General features: G+C 61.1%; 5 protein-coding genes, 1 tRNA gene, 2 rRNA genes and 1 pseudogene (1 of these 9 only partly in view). 5 read left to right on the forward strand and 4 right to left on the reverse strand.

The genetic code is table 11. The annotated features are described in order from the left end of the window. The 3 genes from ABT375_RS18650 to ABT375_RS18660 all read left to right on the forward strand — a co-directional run. Positions 1 to 2,683 (forward strand): 23S ribosomal RNA (locus tag ABT375_RS18650) (it extends 110 nt beyond the left edge of the window). 141 nt (positions 2,684 to 2,824) lie between these two features. Beyond that, a 5S ribosomal RNA gene (gene rrf / locus ABT375_RS18655) occupies positions 2,825 to 2,939 on the forward strand. Between the two features lie 76 nt (positions 2,940 to 3,015). Beyond that, a tRNA-Met gene (locus tag ABT375_RS18660) sits at positions 3,016 to 3,092 on the forward strand. 422 nt (positions 3,093 to 3,514) lie between these two features. Here ABT375_RS18660 and ABT375_RS18665 read toward each other — a convergent pair. The 3 genes and pseudogenes from ABT375_RS18665 to ABT375_RS18675 all read right to left on the reverse strand — a co-directional run. Then, positions 3,515 to 4,409 (reverse strand): annotated as a pseudogene (locus ABT375_RS18665) (IS3 family transposase); the annotation flags it as partial. 108 nt (positions 4,410 to 4,517) lie between these two features. Further along, positions 4,518 to 5,594 (reverse strand): TIGR03032 family protein, encoded by a 1,077-nt coding sequence (locus tag ABT375_RS18670; protein ID WP_261937066.1) that lies wholly within the window; start codon positions 5,592 to 5,594, stop codon positions 4,518 to 4,520. A 96-nt stretch (positions 5,595 to 5,690) separates the two neighbouring features. Further along, positions 5,691 to 11,993 (reverse strand): autotransporter outer membrane beta-barrel domain-containing protein, encoded by a 6,303-nt coding sequence (locus ABT375_RS18675; protein WP_416465372.1) that lies wholly within the window; start codon positions 11,991 to 11,993, stop codon positions 5,691 to 5,693. A gap of 205 nt (positions 11,994 to 12,198) precedes the next feature. Between ABT375_RS18675 and ABT375_RS18680 the strand changes: the two genes are divergently transcribed. Further along, positions 12,199 to 13,239, forward strand: a complete 1,041-nt coding sequence (locus ABT375_RS18680; RefSeq protein WP_416465374.1) for a helix-turn-helix domain-containing protein — start codon at positions 12,199 to 12,201, stop codon at positions 13,237 to 13,239. A 394-nt stretch (positions 13,240 to 13,633) separates the two neighbouring features. After that, positions 13,634 to 14,974 (forward strand): cation:proton antiporter, encoded by a 1,341-nt coding sequence (locus tag ABT375_RS18685; protein ID WP_416465376.1) that lies wholly within the window; start codon positions 13,634 to 13,636, stop codon positions 14,972 to 14,974. 31 nt (positions 14,975 to 15,005) lie between these two features. Here ABT375_RS18685 and ABT375_RS18690 read toward each other — a convergent pair whose 3' ends face one another. After that, positions 15,006 to 17,330: a beta-L-arabinofuranosidase domain-containing protein gene (locus ABT375_RS18690; protein WP_416465377.1), complete on the reverse strand. Its 2,325-nt coding sequence runs from the start codon at positions 17,328 to 17,330 to the stop codon at positions 15,006 to 15,008. Positions 17,331 to 17,341: the final 11 nt, after the last annotated feature.

The raw sequence follows: 17,341 nt of genomic DNA on the forward strand, positions 1-17,341 counted from the left end.
TTCCGAATGGGATAACCCACCTTCACCATTTAAGACTGGTCCTGAGCAATCAGGATCCGTGTTAAATGGGAGAGGTATCACTAAGCTGAATAAAATAGGCTTTGGTGAAGCGAACCCGGAGAACTGAAACATCTCAGTACCCGGAGGAAAAGACATCAACCGAGATTCCGTTAGTAGTGGCGAGCGAACGCGGACCAGGCCAGCGCCTGGGATATAATTAGCAGAAGTCTCTGGAAAGGGACGCCATAGCGGGTGACAGCCCCGTATGCGAAAATGATATCTCAGGACTTGAGTAGGGCGGAGCACGTGAAACTCTGTCTGAACATGGGGGGACCACCCTCCAAGCCTAAATACTCGTACATGACCGATAGTGAACCAGTACCGTGAGGGAAAGGTGAAAAGCACCCCGATGAGGGGAGTGAAACAGTACCTGAAACCGGATGCCTACAAGCAGTGGGAGGGTCCTTGAGACCTGACCGCGTACCTCTTGCATAATGGGTCTGTGACTTAGTGTATCAAGCAAGCTTAAGCCGTTAGGTGTAGGCGCAGCGAAAGCGAGTCTGAATAGGGCGACCATAGTTTGATGCATTAGACCCGAAACCCGGCGATCTATGCATGACCAGGTTGAAGGTGCGGTAACACGCACTGGAGGACCGAACCGTTCAATGTTGAAAAATTGTCGGATGAGTTGTGCTTAGGGGTGAAAGGCCAATCAAGCCGGGAAATAGCTGGTTCTCCGCGAAATCTATTGAGGTAGAGCGTCGGATGATTGCCGTTGGGGGTAGAGCACTGGATGGTTGCGGGGGTCGCGAGATCTACCAATACTAACCAAACTCCGAATACCAACGAGTCTAGTCCGGCAGACAGACGGCGGGTGCTAAGGTCCGTCGTCAAAAGGGAAACAGCCCTAACCTACAGCTAAGGTCCCCAAGTCATCACTAAGTGGGAAAGCATGTGGGATTTCCAAAACAACCAGGAGGTTGGCTTAGAAGCAGCCATCCTTTAAAGAAAGCGTAACAGCTCACTGGTCTAAATAAGAGATCCTGCGGCGAAGATGTAACGGGGCTAAAGTGATGCACCGAAGCTTAGGGTTCAGTCTTTGACTGAGCGGTAGCGGAGCGTTCCGTAGGCCGTTGAAGCGGAAGGGTAACCGACCGTGGAGGTATCGGAAGTGCGAATGCAGACATGAGTAGCGATTAACAGTGTGAGATGCACTGTCGCCGAAATTCCAAGGGTTCCTGCTTAAAGCTAATCTGAGCAGGGTAAGCCGGCCCCTAAGACGAGCCCGAAGGGGGTAGTCGATGGGAACCACGTTAATATTCGTGGGCCTGGAGGTGTGTGACGGATGCCGTAACTGGTCAGGGCTTATTGGATTGCTCCTGGCTGGGAAGGTGTCCCAGGAAATAGCCCCTCCGTATAGACCGTACCCTAAACCGACACAGGTGGAATGGTAGAGTATACCAAGGCGTTTGAGAGAAGTATCCTGAAGGAACTCGGCAAATTGCCTCCGTACCTTCGGAAGAAGGAGGCCCCATCTAAGCGCAAGCTCTGATGGGGGGCACAGGCCAGGGGGTAGCGACTGTTTAGCAAAAACACAGGGCTCTGCTAAGTCGGCTTCAAGACGACGTATAGGGCCTGACGCCTGCCCGGTGCCTGAAGGTTAAGAGGAGGAGTGCAAGCTCTGAATTGAAGCCCAGGTAAACGGCGGCCGTAACTATAACGGTCCTAAGGTAGCGAAATTCCTTGTCGGGTAAGTTCCGACCTGCACGAATGGCGTAACGACTTCCCCACTGTCTCCAGGATATGCTCAGCGAAATTGAATTCTCCGTGAAGATGCGGAGTACCCGCGGTTAGACGGAAAGACCCCGTGCACCTTTACTGCAACTTCAGAGTGGCATTAGGAAAGAGCTGTGTAGCATAGGTGGGAGGCTTTGAAGCATCGACGCCAGTTGATGTGGAGCCATAGGTGAAATACCACCCTGCTGTTTTCTGATGTCTAACCTCGTACCGTTATCCGGTACAGGGACCCTCTGTGGTGGGTAGTTTGACTGGGGCGGTCGCCTCCTAAAGAGTAACGGAGGCGCGCGATGGTGGGCTCAGGACGGTTGGAAACCGTCTGTTAGAGTGCAATGGCATAAGCCCGCCTGACTGCGAGACTGACAAGTCGAGCAGAGACGAAAGTCGGTCATAGTGATCCGGTGGTCCCTCGTGGAAGGGCCATCGCTCAACGGATAAAAGGTACGCCGGGGATAACAGGCTGATGATTCCCAAGAGCTCATATCGACGGAATCGTTTGGCACCTCGATGTCGGCTCATCACATCCTGGGGCTGGAGCAGGTCCCAAGGGTTTGGCTGTTCGCCAATTAAAGTGGTACGTGAGCTGGGTTCAGAACGTCGCGAGACAGTTTGGTCCCTATCTGCCGTGGGCGTCGAAATTTGAGAGGAGTTGACCCTAGTACGAGAGGACCGGGTTGAACATACCTCTGGTGTACCAGTCGTTCCGCCAGGAGCGCAGCTGGGTAGCTATGTATGGACGGGATAACCGCTGAAAGCATCTAAGCGGGAAGCCTCCCTCAAGATAAGATTTCTTAGGACGGTCGAAGACCACGACCTTGATAGATCGGATGTGGAAGTGCGGTAACGCATGAAGCTAACCGATACTAATTGTCCTATTCGCGCTTAAGAGTCCCACCATCAACGACAGTGCTGGAAACAGCAATCGTCAGCGATCGTAGGTTGTTAAGCCAGCCCAGATATATGTTTATATACGAACCAAAATGTGCACGGCATCGATCAAAAACCCATATATGCGCCAGCTTCATTGCTTGGTGACCATAGCGTCTGTGACCCACCCGATCCCATCCCGAACTCGGCCGTGAAACCAGTCTGCGCCGATGGTACTATTGCTCAAGCACTGGAAGAGTAGGGCGTCGCCAGGCATTGAAGCTCGCGCATATATCGGAACACAAAAAACCCATTCACAACGTCTTTTGCGATCTCTGGTCGTGCCTCTGGCGCGGGATGGAGCAGCCCGGTAGCTCGTCAGGCTCATAACCTGAAGGTCGCAGGTTCAAATCCTGCTCCCGCAACCACAGGTCGCACCCAGTCAACCACAGCCCACGTCAGCAGGCAGGCGACCTGGCCCGATGATCCCCAGGATCATCAGCCGTCGGCGTTCAACCCGAACTGCCTTTGGTGCTGCCGTCCCGTCAGGCTCATAAGCTGAAGGTCGCGTTCAGCCGGAGCCGGGCAAAACCCGGCGAAGACCATGGGCCAAAAGGCCCATAAATCCTGCTCCCGCAACCAAATTACATCCCAGTGAGCAACGCGAACGCAAAGATTTGCGTTCCCCGGCAAAGGCCGGGGTCCATTGCACCCCATAACCCCGCCCACAAAGCGGGGTTTTTTATTGCCCGCGCCATGTCCAACCCAACATGCCGGGCGGCGGACATCTCCCGCCGCCGACCCCATATCACCGATCGGCGCCTTCCAACTGCCGACTGAAATACACCATCTGCATCGGCTTGCCTGGGGCGATGTAATGCCATTCGATCAGACGCTCCTGCGACCAGCTGAGGATGGCCGACGAGGTCAACTCGGTACCGTTGTCGCTGACCACCGTGTGCGGCTTGCCGCGTATCCCGATCAGTCGCGTCAGTTCCCGAGCGACCCGCACGTCCGACAGCGACGTGTCACCAGCGCCAGGCGTTCCCGCATAAAGTCGTCGACCACGCATAGGATGCGGAACCGACGGCTGCACGTCAGGGTGTCGGAGACGAAGTCCAGCGACCAGCGCCAGTTCGGGCCGTCCGGCAGCACCATCGGCGCCCGCGTGCCCAGAGCCCGTTTACGACCACTGCGGCGGCGGACCCACAGGTTCTCCTCGCGATATATCCGCAGTAGCTGCCTGTGGTTGGGCGTCAGACCCTCCCGCGCCAGCAGATAGCCCAAGCGACGATAGCCGAACCGGCGACGTTCAGCCGCCAACTCGCGCAGCCGCTGCCGCAGAGGGCCGTCATCCGGCGGCGACGACCCGTACCGGATCACTCTGCGGCTCACGCCAACCAGATTGCACGCCCGACGCTCGCTCAGCCCGTGATGCTCACAAGCATGGGCGATGGCATCCCGCTTAGCGCCGGGCGTCACCATTTTTTTGATGCCAGATCCTTCAGCACAACGTTGTCGAGCATCGCCTCAGCCGAAAGCTTCTTCAGCTTCGCACTCTCATCCTCGAGCGCGCGTAGCCGCCTAGCCTCGGACACCTCCAGGCCGCCGAACTTGGCCTTGTACTTGTAGAAGGTCGCGCCGCTGATCCCGTGCCGACGACATACCTCCGCTGTCGGCATGCCCGCTTCGTGCTCCTTCAAGATCGCGATGATCTGCTCTTCGCTGAACCTGCTCCGCTTCATTCCGTCCGACTCCTTCGCGTCGGACTCTACTCAAAATCGGTCACATTCCAGGGAAGTACGTCAGCGCCATTGTCAATCAGAACGCATCGACTGCATCATGATGGCCATTCAGTCTACTGGCAGTGCTTCAAAGCTAATATTATTCTGCATCTCGATGGTTCCTGGGCCGACCGCCATGGGGCAGCGCACGCCTGGCATGGCGACCACGTCGAACAATTCGGCGATAAAACCGTCCAGCTTGATCCATTCGACCACGTCGCCGGTCGACAGGTCCACGATCATCACACCGCACCAGGCGGTCGCGTCTCGGCCGCGCATCTCGTCGTCCAGTTGCAGGCCCGCGAACGTGCCGTTGCGCGGCTTGGACAGGGTGACGAACGCGAAACCGTCGTGCAGTGCCAGGCCACGCAGGAAGCCGGGACAGAAGGCGATGTCCTTGCGCATGCCGCTGACGGGGTCGATGCGGCAGATGCGGCCGCGACCGGAATCGAGCAGGACGATGCTGCCGTCGCGATCGACTCGGGGGCTGTGGGGCATCGATAGCTGGTCGGTGATGATGCTGCCGTCGCGATAGTCGATGAGGACACCGCCCTCATGCCGCCGCTCGCGCCAGCCGTTCACGACGTCGCTGCGGCTGACCGCCGTCAGATAGGCCGGTCTGCCGTCCACCATCGCGAGGCCGTTGAGGTGGCAGCGATCCTCCGGCGCAAGGCGGGAGATGAAGGGTGGCTTCCACAGCGGCCTGAAGCTGTGCCGCACGTCGAGCGTCGCCAGGCAGCTATATTTGGTGTTGACGAACAGGATGTGGCCATCGGGGTCGACGCCCAGTTCGTGGATGTCGATGTCGCCCGTCGTCTGCGCATTGCGGGGTATCAGCACCTGATCGAACGATCCGTTACCGACTTCGCCGGGGCGCAGCATATTCTCCAGCCGCCAGACCTGATCGAGAGCGCCTAGATACAGCCGACCGGACGGCTGCCAGCACAAACCCATGGCGCGGGTGAATTTTTGTTGATTGAAGGACACGCTGCCGTTCGGCAGCACGCCGACGAGAAACAACTGGCCGCTCTGGTAGCAGCTGAACGCCATGCTGGTGCGGTGCTGGGTAAGCCAGCCGGCAAGCCCACGCGATACGGTGAGATTGGTAGCCTGGTTCGCAGCGGGCGGCGGTGTGGTGGAGGACATGCAGGATCCGGAATCGTGAAGGGGAATGATCGCCGTGCAGGCGTTCGAGGATTAAGGCCTGAACGCCGGCGCGGCAATTATCCCCTTGATTAAATGTCAGAAGCCGATCCGCAGGCCGACCTTGCCGCCGCCGCTGCGATAGTCGCTGCTGAAGCGGGTATCGCCCTCGATAAAGCCGGTAATGCGCCCCTGCGTGATCGACAGCCCGACCCGGCCCTTGCCATAGGCGCCGATCCTGTCGTCATCGAACGATACGCCGGTCGTCATGGTGCTGAACGTCACCGCCGCCTTGCCGCCAAAGGGCTGGACATAGTCGCCCTGCGCATAGAGGTTCAGCTTCGCACCGCCGCCTATGTCGCGCGTGGAGCGTAGCCGCAGGCCCGCACTCGCCCGGCCACCTTCCAGATCGTCGAAATCGACCGTCAATGGCAGATCGAGCGGATCGATCGAGACATGCTGCCAGGAGATGCTGGCGACCGGTTCGATATGGAAGGCGTCCGACCCCAGGCTGAGGCCGATCTCACCGCGTGCGCCATAGGCGTTGCCGTCGATCTTCTTCCCATTCGCACCTGCCGACGCCAGCTTCACATCGATATTGTAGAAGTCATATTTGGCCAGAGCGTTGGCGAACAATATGCCGCTGCTAAAGCTTGCATAAGCGCCCAGGTTCCAGGCGTCGAAGCTGACGCGGTCAACCGACCCGGTGAAGCTGACGATCGAACTGGCATAGCCGCCGGTGAGACCAAAGCCGATATTGCCGTTGCCGATATCGACGCCCAACTGGCTGCCGAACACATCCTGCTTATAGCCGATATTCGCCGCCTGATCGAAGCCGAAAGCGTTGAAGATGCCGGCTTCGTCACGCTTGGCGACCCCACCGACCGCCGACATCCAGAAACCGGAACCGGTCACGCCCGCATCGCGATTGGCGGACAGATGCGCCGCTACGCTGTCGGCGCTCTCGATCCAAAGCGACTGCGCCGTCTCACCGATATTGAGCAGGCGATAGGCCGCGGTCGAGGGCGCGATCGCCAGCGCGAAGCCGTTGGTCGCCGTGTCGAACACAAGGCCGCGCTGGAACAGCCCGCTCGAAACCTGGTTTGCGGCCAAAGTGAAAGCGGTCGCAGAAGTGCCCGTCCCGGCCTGGATTAGCGTCGGAGTACGGCCCAGTTCCGGCGTACCGCTAATGTCGAGCGCCACTATGGTCGACCCCGTCGCTGCGCCGCCGATCACCAGCTTGTCGGCGCTGATCGTCGCGCCATAGGCAAGGTCGAGGCCGAGCGTGCTCGCGCCACTACCCGTAAACGCGCCCGACAGCGTCAGGACGTCGCCTGCGGTGCCATTGCGCAGGTCTGTAAGACCGCTGTTGGCGAAGCTTTCAAGGCCGGTCACGCTGCGGCTGACCGGCGTGGCGGCGAGCGCCGATAGGCTTGCGGCGGCGTTCGGTGCCAAGCGCAGTGTGCCGCTGTTGACGATGGCGTCGCTGCCCGCACTGAAATTCACGTCGCCGGCCAGCAGCAGCACGCCGCTGTTGATCAGTCGATCGTCGCCTGCGCCGAAGCGGGTGCCATCCGTCAGGCGCAAGGTGCCGCTGTTGGTCACGCTGTCATTGCCGTCGGTCAACGCCAGCGCGCCGGATATAGCACCGCTGTTGACGATAGTGATGGGTGCGCCGGTCGCGCGTACCGCTGCGCCGGTGCCGCCGGAGATCGTGCCCGCATTGATCAGACTTGCGCCCCGTCCGGTCTGGAACGTCACGGCATCATGCGTGGCCGAGACGGTCCCGCCCGCCACGACCGTCAGCGCACCAGTCCCATAAGAGACGATGGCGACGCCGTCACGGCCTGTTCCGGTGGCCAAGACCGTGCCGACAGTGACGTCGGCAGAGGTTGCGCCGCTCGCCATGACCGCCGCCAGTGGGCCATCGGTTTCATTGTCGCCACTCGCTTCCACTCTATTGGCGCGCAGGGTGATGCTTGCGCCCTGCGCCTCGATCGAGGCATAGCGCGTCGCATTGGTCACGACGCGGTTCGCGGCGATGTCGACCGCGCCGCCGGTCGCCGCGTAAATGCCGGTGGCCCCCGCGCCGTCGGTGATGATAGTCCCGCTGATCGCGATGCTGATGTCCCCGCTCGTACCGGTGGCCAGCACCCCGTTGCGCCGGTCGCCGGTCGCGATGATCGTGCCGCCCTGGATCAGGATGTCGCCGCTTGTCGAAGAAGCAGCGACAGCCGACGTATTGCCGTCGCCGCTGCTTTGCACCGATCCGAAGGTGATAGACGCGCCGGTGGCACCGCTGGCGGCAAGGCCGGGACCGACGCCGGTGTCGCTCGCCTGGACAAGCTGTTCGACCGTGATGGAGGCCATGCCATTGGCGGCGAAGGCGCCTATGCCCCTGCCATCGGCAACATGCACCGTACCGGCGATCGCCGTTGCGTTGCCCTGGGCGTAGCTGGACACATCCATGCCGAGCGCGGCGGCGCCGGTCACCGTAATACTCTGCGCCGCACCATAGGCCGCACCATAGCTGTGCGAGACGAGGCCGTGTGCGGCCGCCCCGCTGGTCGTGATCGAACCGGCCATGGCGGCGGCAACTTCGCCTGCCTCCACGAGCAAGCCGATCGACCCGTCGCCACTGGTCGTGATCGACGCGACATCGGCATAGGCGCGGACATAGCTGCGCGCATGCACGGCGTTCGCATTGTCGCCTTGCGTCGAGACGGTGCCGGTCGAGATCGCCACATTGCCCTGGGTCGCACCCGCATAGATGCCGGTGGCGCCATCGCCGCTGGTCGACACGCTGCCCGTACCGCTGACCAAGGCGCCGCCGGGACTGCGCACCGCGATGCCGCCTTCCAGCGTGCCCGTGGTGGTGATGCTGCCGTCAAGATAGACCGCTGCGGCATCGGCCGCCTGGACCGAGATGATCGCGCTGGCAGGGTCCTGAAGCCGACCGCCGGGACCGGCAGGCACGTCGGGGCCGCGAAGTTGGTCTGCCGAACCGATGACGGTGCCAAGCACGGTAACCGACGCGGCACCGCCGCTGAGGACGTTGACGCCGCGTGCGCCATCGCCGCTGACGGTGAGATCACCGACGGTCAGTTCGACATCCTGACCCGCCATGATGTCGATCGCGCTGGCGCCATCGCCGCTGACGGTGGCTGCGCCGACCAGTATATCGGCGGCACCGGCGGTCTGGAGGGTCAGACCGACGCTGTCGGCACCCTCTGCTATGATCGAACCGACCCCGACATAGGCGTCCGCGCCCGAAGCAATACTGATCCCCTGGCTTTCACGTCCTGACACGGACACGGAATTGAGCGCGATGCTGGCGGGGCCATATGTCGATACGATCACGCCGCCCGCATAATCGCCTTCTGCCGAGACCTGGCCCGCCACGATAGCCGCTCCGCTGGCGGCGGTGACATCGATAGCCGAGCTGGATTCGCCCTGCACCGAGACGGCGTTGACGGCGACGGTCGCCATGCCGCCATTATAGACATAGACGCCACCGGCGTAATTGCCGGTCGCGGACAATTGGCCGGCGAGAATATCGACGTCGCCTGCCGACTCCACGCTGATCACGCCACTATAGTCACCCGTGGCATTGCCCGACTCCAGTCCGATCGTGGTGCGGCCGCCGCTAGATACCAATATGGCTTGCGCACTCTCCCCTTCGGCCGCCAACCGACCGGCGACGATACCCACATCGCCAGCCGCCGTGACGTCGATCGCATTGCCATATGCGCCGGAGATGCTGGCGGATTGAACGCCGACATTGGCTGCGCCGCCTGTCGTCACCAATATACCGTCGGCGCGATAGCCCTCGACCGCCAACTGGCCTGCGTAGACGGTCGCATCACCGTCTGCCGTGACATCGATCGCGCTGGCGTAGGTTCCCGAGATATCGGCCGATCGCAGCGCGACCGTCGCATCGCTGAACGTCGCCACCGAAATGCCCGTCGCATAATAGCCGGTCGCGCTGATGTCGCCCGCGACGACATTGGCGCCGCCCGATGCGCTGATGCTGATGCCGGTGCTGTAGTCGCCGTCCAGCGTGGCGGTGCCGAGCGCGACATTCGCCACGCCGGCCGTCGTGACGTCGATGCCGGTGGCGGTGTTGCCGGAAGAAGCCAGTTCATCGAGGATCACGGTCGCGTCACCGGCGGACACCGTCCTGATCGCGGTCGCACGATCGCCCGTCGTGCTGGCCGACCCTACGCCGACAGCAACCTCGCCCAAGGCGCTGGCGAAGATGCCATCGGCCCTTCGCCCCTTGGTGGAGAGCGTGTCCACCAGGATGGATGCGTCGCCCCCGCTGCGGGTCGTGATGCCGTTGGCACGGGTACCGGCCGTGGTCACGCTGCCGGCGGCGATCGCGACGTCACCCAGAACATAGGCGGTGATGCCGCTGGAGGACGCGCCGCTCGTGGTGACGCTGCCTACCTGAATATCTGCCGCGGTTGCCGGCTTGGGGATCGATATCTGTTCGCCGTCATAATAAAGGTCGCCGACATAATAGCCTGGCAGATTGTAGGTTTCGGTACGCCCGGCGATGGTGATGCCGTGAGACCCTGCGCCTTCCGTCGTAATCGATCCAACGGTAACAGTGGCGACGGTTGGCGTTTCGATCTCCAGCGCGGTGGAGAAATCGCCCGATGTCGCCACATCGTTCAGATCGACCGTCACATCGGCGCCAGCGAGGATCTGGATCGCCTTGGCCTCGTCGCCCTGCGTGAACACATTGCCATTGCCGCTGATCGTCACCGCGCCGCGCGTATAGGCGGAAATGCCGCCCACGCCGCCGCCCGAAGCCTCCACCGTACCGTTATTGACGATGGCAATGTCACCACCGGTGTCGGCGAAACTGCCGTCGGTATAGACATATTCGCCGTCCGCGCCGATTGCGACCGATCCGGGGATATAGGGCCGCTCGCCGCGCACCCGAACCGCAAAGTCGCCGCCATTGCCGCCACCCTGGGCTGACACGGTGCCATCGATCAGGACGCCAGCCGAATAGCCTTCCACATCGATCGCGGTCGCGCGATAGCCGGTCACGACGACATCCTGCACGGCGACCGCAGCATTGCCGTTCGTCGCGCTGGCATCCACGGCGACGGCGCGTTCGCCCGTCGCGGCGATCAGGCCCGTCGCCACGATCGCGGCATCGCCAAATGCACTGGATGCGCTGACTGTGCGAACGCCGCCGGCGGCGGTCGAGGCATCGATGATGCGTATCAGCGCATCGCCGGTGCCGGTGCTGGCGATGACGCCGAACGAGCCGCTATAATCTTCCGACGTCGCATGGACGCTGGCGAGGTCGATCACGACGTTGCCCGCATCGGATCGGGCGGACACGCCGGTCGAAAGCGCACCATGGGTGACGACGCTGCCGCCGCCGACAACCGCGACATCGCCGGCGCCATAGACATCGATGCCGACGCTGCCCAAGCCGAAGGTTTCGATCGTCCCGAATGCGCCGATCGACGCATCGCCTTGAGCAGACCGAACATAGGCGCCGTAAGAGTTCTGGCCACGCGTGACGATGTCGCCATTCAGCGCCATTGCTACGTCCGCGCCGCGCGCGATTAGGCCATCGCTGCCATCGCCCCAGGTCGAGATGTCGCCAACGCTGACGGTCACGCTGCCCGATCCGCTATTCGGCGTGATCCGCGCCCCGGCAGCGACCGCGGCGCTCCGGTCGCCATAGGTGGCGATCGGGCCTTCGGCGATCACAGTCACGTCTCCGCCGTTCAGCGCGCGCGCATCGATTGCGCGTGCGTCGTCACCATAGGTGGTGACGGAGCGGGCGAGCAGGTCGATCGCGCCGTTGCTGGTTTCAAGATCGATGCCGCGGGCTGAACTGCCGGCCGTCACTATATCCGGGGCGATGGCCGTGATGTCGCCGTTTGCCGTCCTGATCTTGAGGCCGGTCTGGTCGACGCCTTCGGTCACGACCACGGCACCCTCTTCCGCGTAGAGCGAGACCGAGGCAGCGTCTGTCGCCGAAAGGTCGATCGCGGGCGCGGCGTTGCCGCCGGCCGGCATTACGATGGCAACGCCGCTGCGCACCAGCATGTCCAGATCGAGCAGGTCGGACGCCGGATCGGCAGCGGGGGGCTGCGCCCCATAGGCAATGCCGTCGGCGAAAGGATTGCCGCTGTCGTCGCAGATCACGCTACCCTGTTCGCTGACGTCGCCACAGGCCCCGGCAGCTTCCGCCCGATCCGCGAACGACATGCAGGCCAGCGCGGCGACCATGGCCGTGCCGGCGACGAAGGTCATTCGCTTCGGAACAGGCTTCGTCTCGAAAAAGGGCGCGAGATCAAGAACCGTCTGCGTGTCGCGCTCCGGCGCACTGACGACGAAAAAGCTGCGCGAAATGCCTACCGCGAACATGGCGAATCCCCCTGCGACATCGACGGAAGAAGGCTCCCATTAGCCCGCTATCCCGTCGCGCCGCGCAATTCGGCCGTCGCGCAGCGACAAGTCAACGCGTTGGCGGGGTGGTGATACAGAATGCTGGAACTCTGAGACATTATGGGCGTAAAGCATAAAGCCAAATTTAATTATGTTCGATTTTAAAGGTTTATTGATTCGGTCCATGACGTCACCATCCGACAGAGGCATCCCATTTTTCCAGGTATCGACCGACGACGTCTCCGCGGAGATGGCGTTCGCGGCCTTTAAGCAGTCTGTGCAGGATGTCTTCGCCATTTCCAGGCGATCGGACGACGATTATCGGCTCGACCTGATTGCCTGGCATCTGGGCACCATCATGCTCGGCACCTTCCGATCCTCGGCGCTGGCGTTTGATCGATTGCCCGCGCTCGTGGCGTCGAGCGGTCTGGATCATTTCCTGGTCCAGCTTTATGTCGAAGGCGGCTTCACCGGCGTGGCCGGCGACAGACCGGTGACGGTGGGGGGCGGCGACATCGTCATATTCGATCTGGCCCAGACCCTGCAGACGCAGGCCAATGATTTCAGTAATATCACATTGCTGATCCCGCGCGCCTTTTTCGACCCGACTAACGGTCGCATAGATGGTTTGCATGGTCTGGTTTTGCCCGCGGGCGGCGCCATTACGGGTATGCTGGCAAGCTATATGATTGCTTTGGCTGAACGCACCACAGCCCTTGGTGCTGATGAAGCCGATGTCGCGGCGAAATCGACGGTAGCGCTCATCACCAATCTTCTTTCTGCTTCAAACCGCCAAAATCTTTCTACCGCCACCTTCACGCCGTCTCCGATCAGCCGGCTGACGACGGAGATAGACCGACGGCTGCGCGATCCGGACTTGGATGCAGATATGCTGGCGGCATCGTTGGGCATGTCGCGCGCTTCATTATATCGGGCATTCGATACGATGGGGGGCATTGCCGATTACATCCGCCGGCGCCGGTTGACTATCGCCGCGATGGCATTGACGATACCGGAAAACCGTCGACGCAAGATTTCGGAAATCGCTTTCGAATGCGGTTTTTCCAGCGAGTCCGCCTTCAATCGTGCGTTCAAGGCAGCTTTCGGCATGCCGCCAAGCCAGGCACGCGCACATAATAATCTGCTCTGGTCATGGGCCAATAACAACGTTCATCCCAATGCGAGCGCTGATTTCGTGCGATGGATGAGGATGCTGCGCGCTTGAAATTTCCGATTGGCGTAGCTCGAACTGATGCGGGGATGCTCCGCCGTTTTGCGACGAGACGGAAGACCGTCACAGGCTGCAACGGCCAAGGCCGTGCCAGTCTTCGTCAGAAAATCTGGAACGTCGGCCTGTTCCCGATCTGAATTCGGTATCTGCCTTCTTAGAAGGGGAAGGTGGCGGGAATTGAAGCTGTAAAGGGTTTAGACCCACGCAAAGCGCATTTCGCTGGGCTTCCTGCCATGCCGGTCGTTACTCTATATATGCGACAGAGCATTTGGTGGACAAGCTTGACTGGATGACGTGCGCTTGATTCGAGGCCGCCATCCGCTGAGACGCTTTTACTTAGACATACTTCATGATAGCGCTCCCAAGCACAAAATGGGGAGGGTCCGATATGGGCGGTGACATTCTATCCGTGTTGAAGGGCACGTTGGACCCTCACGGCCCCGCGGTGACCGCAAAAATGGTCAGTTACACGCCGGCGGACTATAGCGTTCATTTCTTTCTGCAACTTGTGTTGATCATGGCGACATGTCGCGCGGTGGGATGGCTGGGCCGAAAATTTCTGGCTCAGCCTCAGGTGGTGGGCGAAATGATCGCGGGTGTGATCCTGGGGCCGTCGCTGTTCGGGATGATCGCACCGGAGCTGCACGCGATGATCTTTCCAAAGGAAACCAGCAGCGTCCTTTACGCCGGGTCGCAATTGGGCGTATCCCTTTATATGTTCCTCGTCGGCCTGACCTTGAGGCTTGATCATTTTCGATCCAAGGCGCGCAATGCAGCCATGGTTTCGGCGGCCGGGCTGCTTGCGCCGTTCCTGATGGCCGTGTTGATCACGCCTTATATATTGCAGGTTCCTGGTCTGTTTGCGGATGGGTTGGGGCAGGGGCAGGCCACCTTGTTCATGGGTGCATGTATTGCGCTGACCGCTTTCCCTATGCTGGCGCGGATCATCAACGAGCGCGGTTTGGCGGATAGTCCGCTCGGAACGCTGTCGCTGACGGCGGGCGCATTCGACGACGCGGCGTCATGGTGTGTTCTGGCCGTGGTGCTGGCTTTGTCAGGGGGTAACAGCGCGATCGCGGTCGTCGCGATCGTGGGCGCGGTTCTGTACGCTGCGTTTCTCCTGTTGTTCGGCCGAAAATTATTGGCGCCGCTGGGCCGGGCCGTCGAGGCGCGGGGCGAAATGAGCGCAACGATATTGGCCATAACATTGTCCCTATTCTGCCTGTCCGCTTTCATCATGGATGCCATCGGCATTCACGGGATATTCGGCGGCTTCATTTTGGGTGTGTTCATGCCGCGCGGTCTGTTCGTGGAAGAACTGAAGGCGAAGATCGAGCCTGTAGCGGTCGTCCTCCTTCTGCCGATGTTCTTCACCTATTCCGGCCTTAACACGCGCTTGGACGTCATGAGCTCGGTTCCCTATCTTTTGGTAGCTTTGGGGATATTGTTCGTCTCCATCGTCGCCAAATTTGGCGCCTGTTATCTGGCGGCCCGTTTGTCGGGGGAAGATAATCACACCGCCTTGGGCATCGGAGCATTGATGAATTCCCGTGGTCTGATGGAATTGATCATCGTCAATATCGGCATACAGAAGGGGATAATTCAGCCGGCGCTATTTTCGATGCTGGTGCTGATGGCCGTCGTGACCACGATGATGGCTGGCCCCCTGTTCGAGCTTTTTTATGGTCGGCGTGCGCGCGCTATTGTCCGATTGGCCCCCAATATTTGACAGGCATTGCGCCAACAGTTCGTCTATGCCGTCAGTGCGCCTCCAGGCTTCGAACGCCATAGATGGTGCTTTTGCCCTTGAGGCCTGTGAGCGTGACGGTGGACTGGGCTGCTCGTGTCGGTACGAGTGGATAGTCGATGAGCAGCCATTCATTATGCTTGCGCTGTTCGCGTCGTTCGACGGCGACCTCCTGGCCATCCACGACGATACGCAGTTCGCGGCCGGTGTCGTTGCCCCAATAGGTGATTTGGAGAAGGGCAGGGCCTGGACGACGCTGAATGGTGAAACTGGCCTGCGCGCCTTCCGGCAGGGAGCGATTCTTCTTGCCGTAGAATTCAGCGCTCTGTCCGTCGGTAGCGGTGAAGCCATGATCGCGTTCGGGCTGCATCTCGCCGATGTGGAAAATGTCGATGGTGCGGCGCGCGAGGTCGACGCGCATAGCCTCTGCCGCAAGATAGGCCGCGCGCTCTTTCTGCCAGCTTTGCGGTGTGAAGGTGCGGAAATAGACCGCAGTGCGGCGGTCGTAAAGCGGATAGAAAGGCACGATGTCGTGCTTTTGGCCCAGCACGTCGGTCGCGCGATAATGATGCGGTTGATCGGAAAGGACCGTCAGCGCGCTGGCTGCGTCATTCTGGATCAGCAGAGCAGGGGCAGGACCATCGAAGCGCTGATCCGCCGGCGCGAGATTGGCCGCGAGGACCAGCGGCCCGCTCATATAGGCATAGGTCTCAGGCGCGCCGGCGAGCGGTTCTGATCGCAACGTCATCGGGATGGTGACGGCGATGCGATCGCCCGCGCGCCAGCGACGATCGATGCGCCAGTAACCGTCCTGCGGTTGCGCGGCGAACGGCTGGTCGTTGAGCATGACGGTCGCGCCGTCTGCCCAGGCCGGGCGGCGGATGGCCAGGGTGGTTGCGCGGCGAGGGGCGCGGGCGACCGTCAGGGTGACCAGGCCGTCGTGCGGATAGCGCGTGTTCATGTCCAACGTCAGGCCTTCTGGCAGGTCCAGCGTCGAGGGAATGAAGAGATTGACGAACAGCGTCGACCCATCGCGCCAATAGATGGAATCGGCATGTTTGGCGTGGCTTTCCATACCCGAACCGACGCAGCACCAGAAACTGTCCTCTGGGGTTGAATAGTCACGCTTGGCCCCGGCTTCCATCGGCATGAAATAGACGAACTGGCCCGTATCGGGCCGCTGATGGGCGAGCATATGGTTGATCTGGATTCGTTCATAGAGGTCGAACCAGTCTGCGCTGGGCGACCAGCCATAAAGATGGCGGGTCAGCTTGAGCATGTTATAGCTGTTGCACGCTTCGCAGGTCGCGGTGGTCAACTGTTCGCCCTGCCTGTCCGGCTGGCCGAAATGTTCGCGTTCCGAATTGCCGCCGATGACATAGCTGTGATGGCCGGTGACCGCCGTATGGAAGAAACGGGCCGCGTTGGCGTCCTGCGCTTCGCCGCCCACCTCATGCAGGCGCGCCAGGCCGATGACCTTGGGTATCTGCGTGTTGGCGTGCAGGCCCACCAGCTTGTCTTCGCCGCGCACCAGCGGATCGACCACCGCATGATGGCGCAGCCGCCGCGCGACATCGAGCCAGCGGGGCGTACCCGTCAGCGCATAGAGTTCGGCATAGCTTTCCAATATGCCACCATGTTCGACCGACAGGACTTTCTGGAGTTGATTATCGTTCAACCCCTCGACGATGGTCGCAAAATAGTCGCCGAGGCCGACCGCGATCGACAGCGCAGGGCTGCGCCCGGCCAATTGATAGGCGTCGATCAGACCTGCGAGGATCTTGTGCAGGGCATAGATCGGCACCCAGGCGCCGTTGAGTTCCCACGTCGCGCGGATATCGCCGCGACGGATTTCCTCGAACACGATCTTGCCCGGCACCGATTGGCCGTCGCGCATCACCGTCATGCCACCCAGATAGCCGTCTTTACCGGCCTCCTGAATGCGCTGCATGGATGCCAGCGTTCGGTCCAGAACGGCTGTCAGTTCAGGGTCGTTTCCATTGGCGATGATCAGCGATACGGCGGAGATCCAGTGGCCCATCGTATGGCCTGCGATGCTTTCGCTCTCCCATCCGCGATAGACCGGTGCGGGCGCGGTCAGGCCCGCGCTGATGTAGAAGTTGTGGAGCAACCGTTCCGGGTCGAGCGAGAGAAGATAGCGGCGATTGGCCGCCATCGCATCGGCAAAGGGCGAAGGCTTTAGCCGCACATGGCGGCTGGGGACCGGCGTAGCGCGCCGTGGGCCGCGCGCGGTCGCGGCGCGCAGCATGGTGGGCGAGAGCGGGAAAAGCAGACTGGCCGAAGTCAGCAACGTCCGGCGGGCAAGTGGGTAGCGCATGCCATTCTCTC

Source organism: Sphingomonas sp. VDB2 (assembly GCF_047946695.1).
GTDB classification, from domain to species: domain Bacteria; phylum Pseudomonadota; class Alphaproteobacteria; order Sphingomonadales; family Sphingomonadaceae; genus Sphingobium; species Sphingobium bisphenolicum.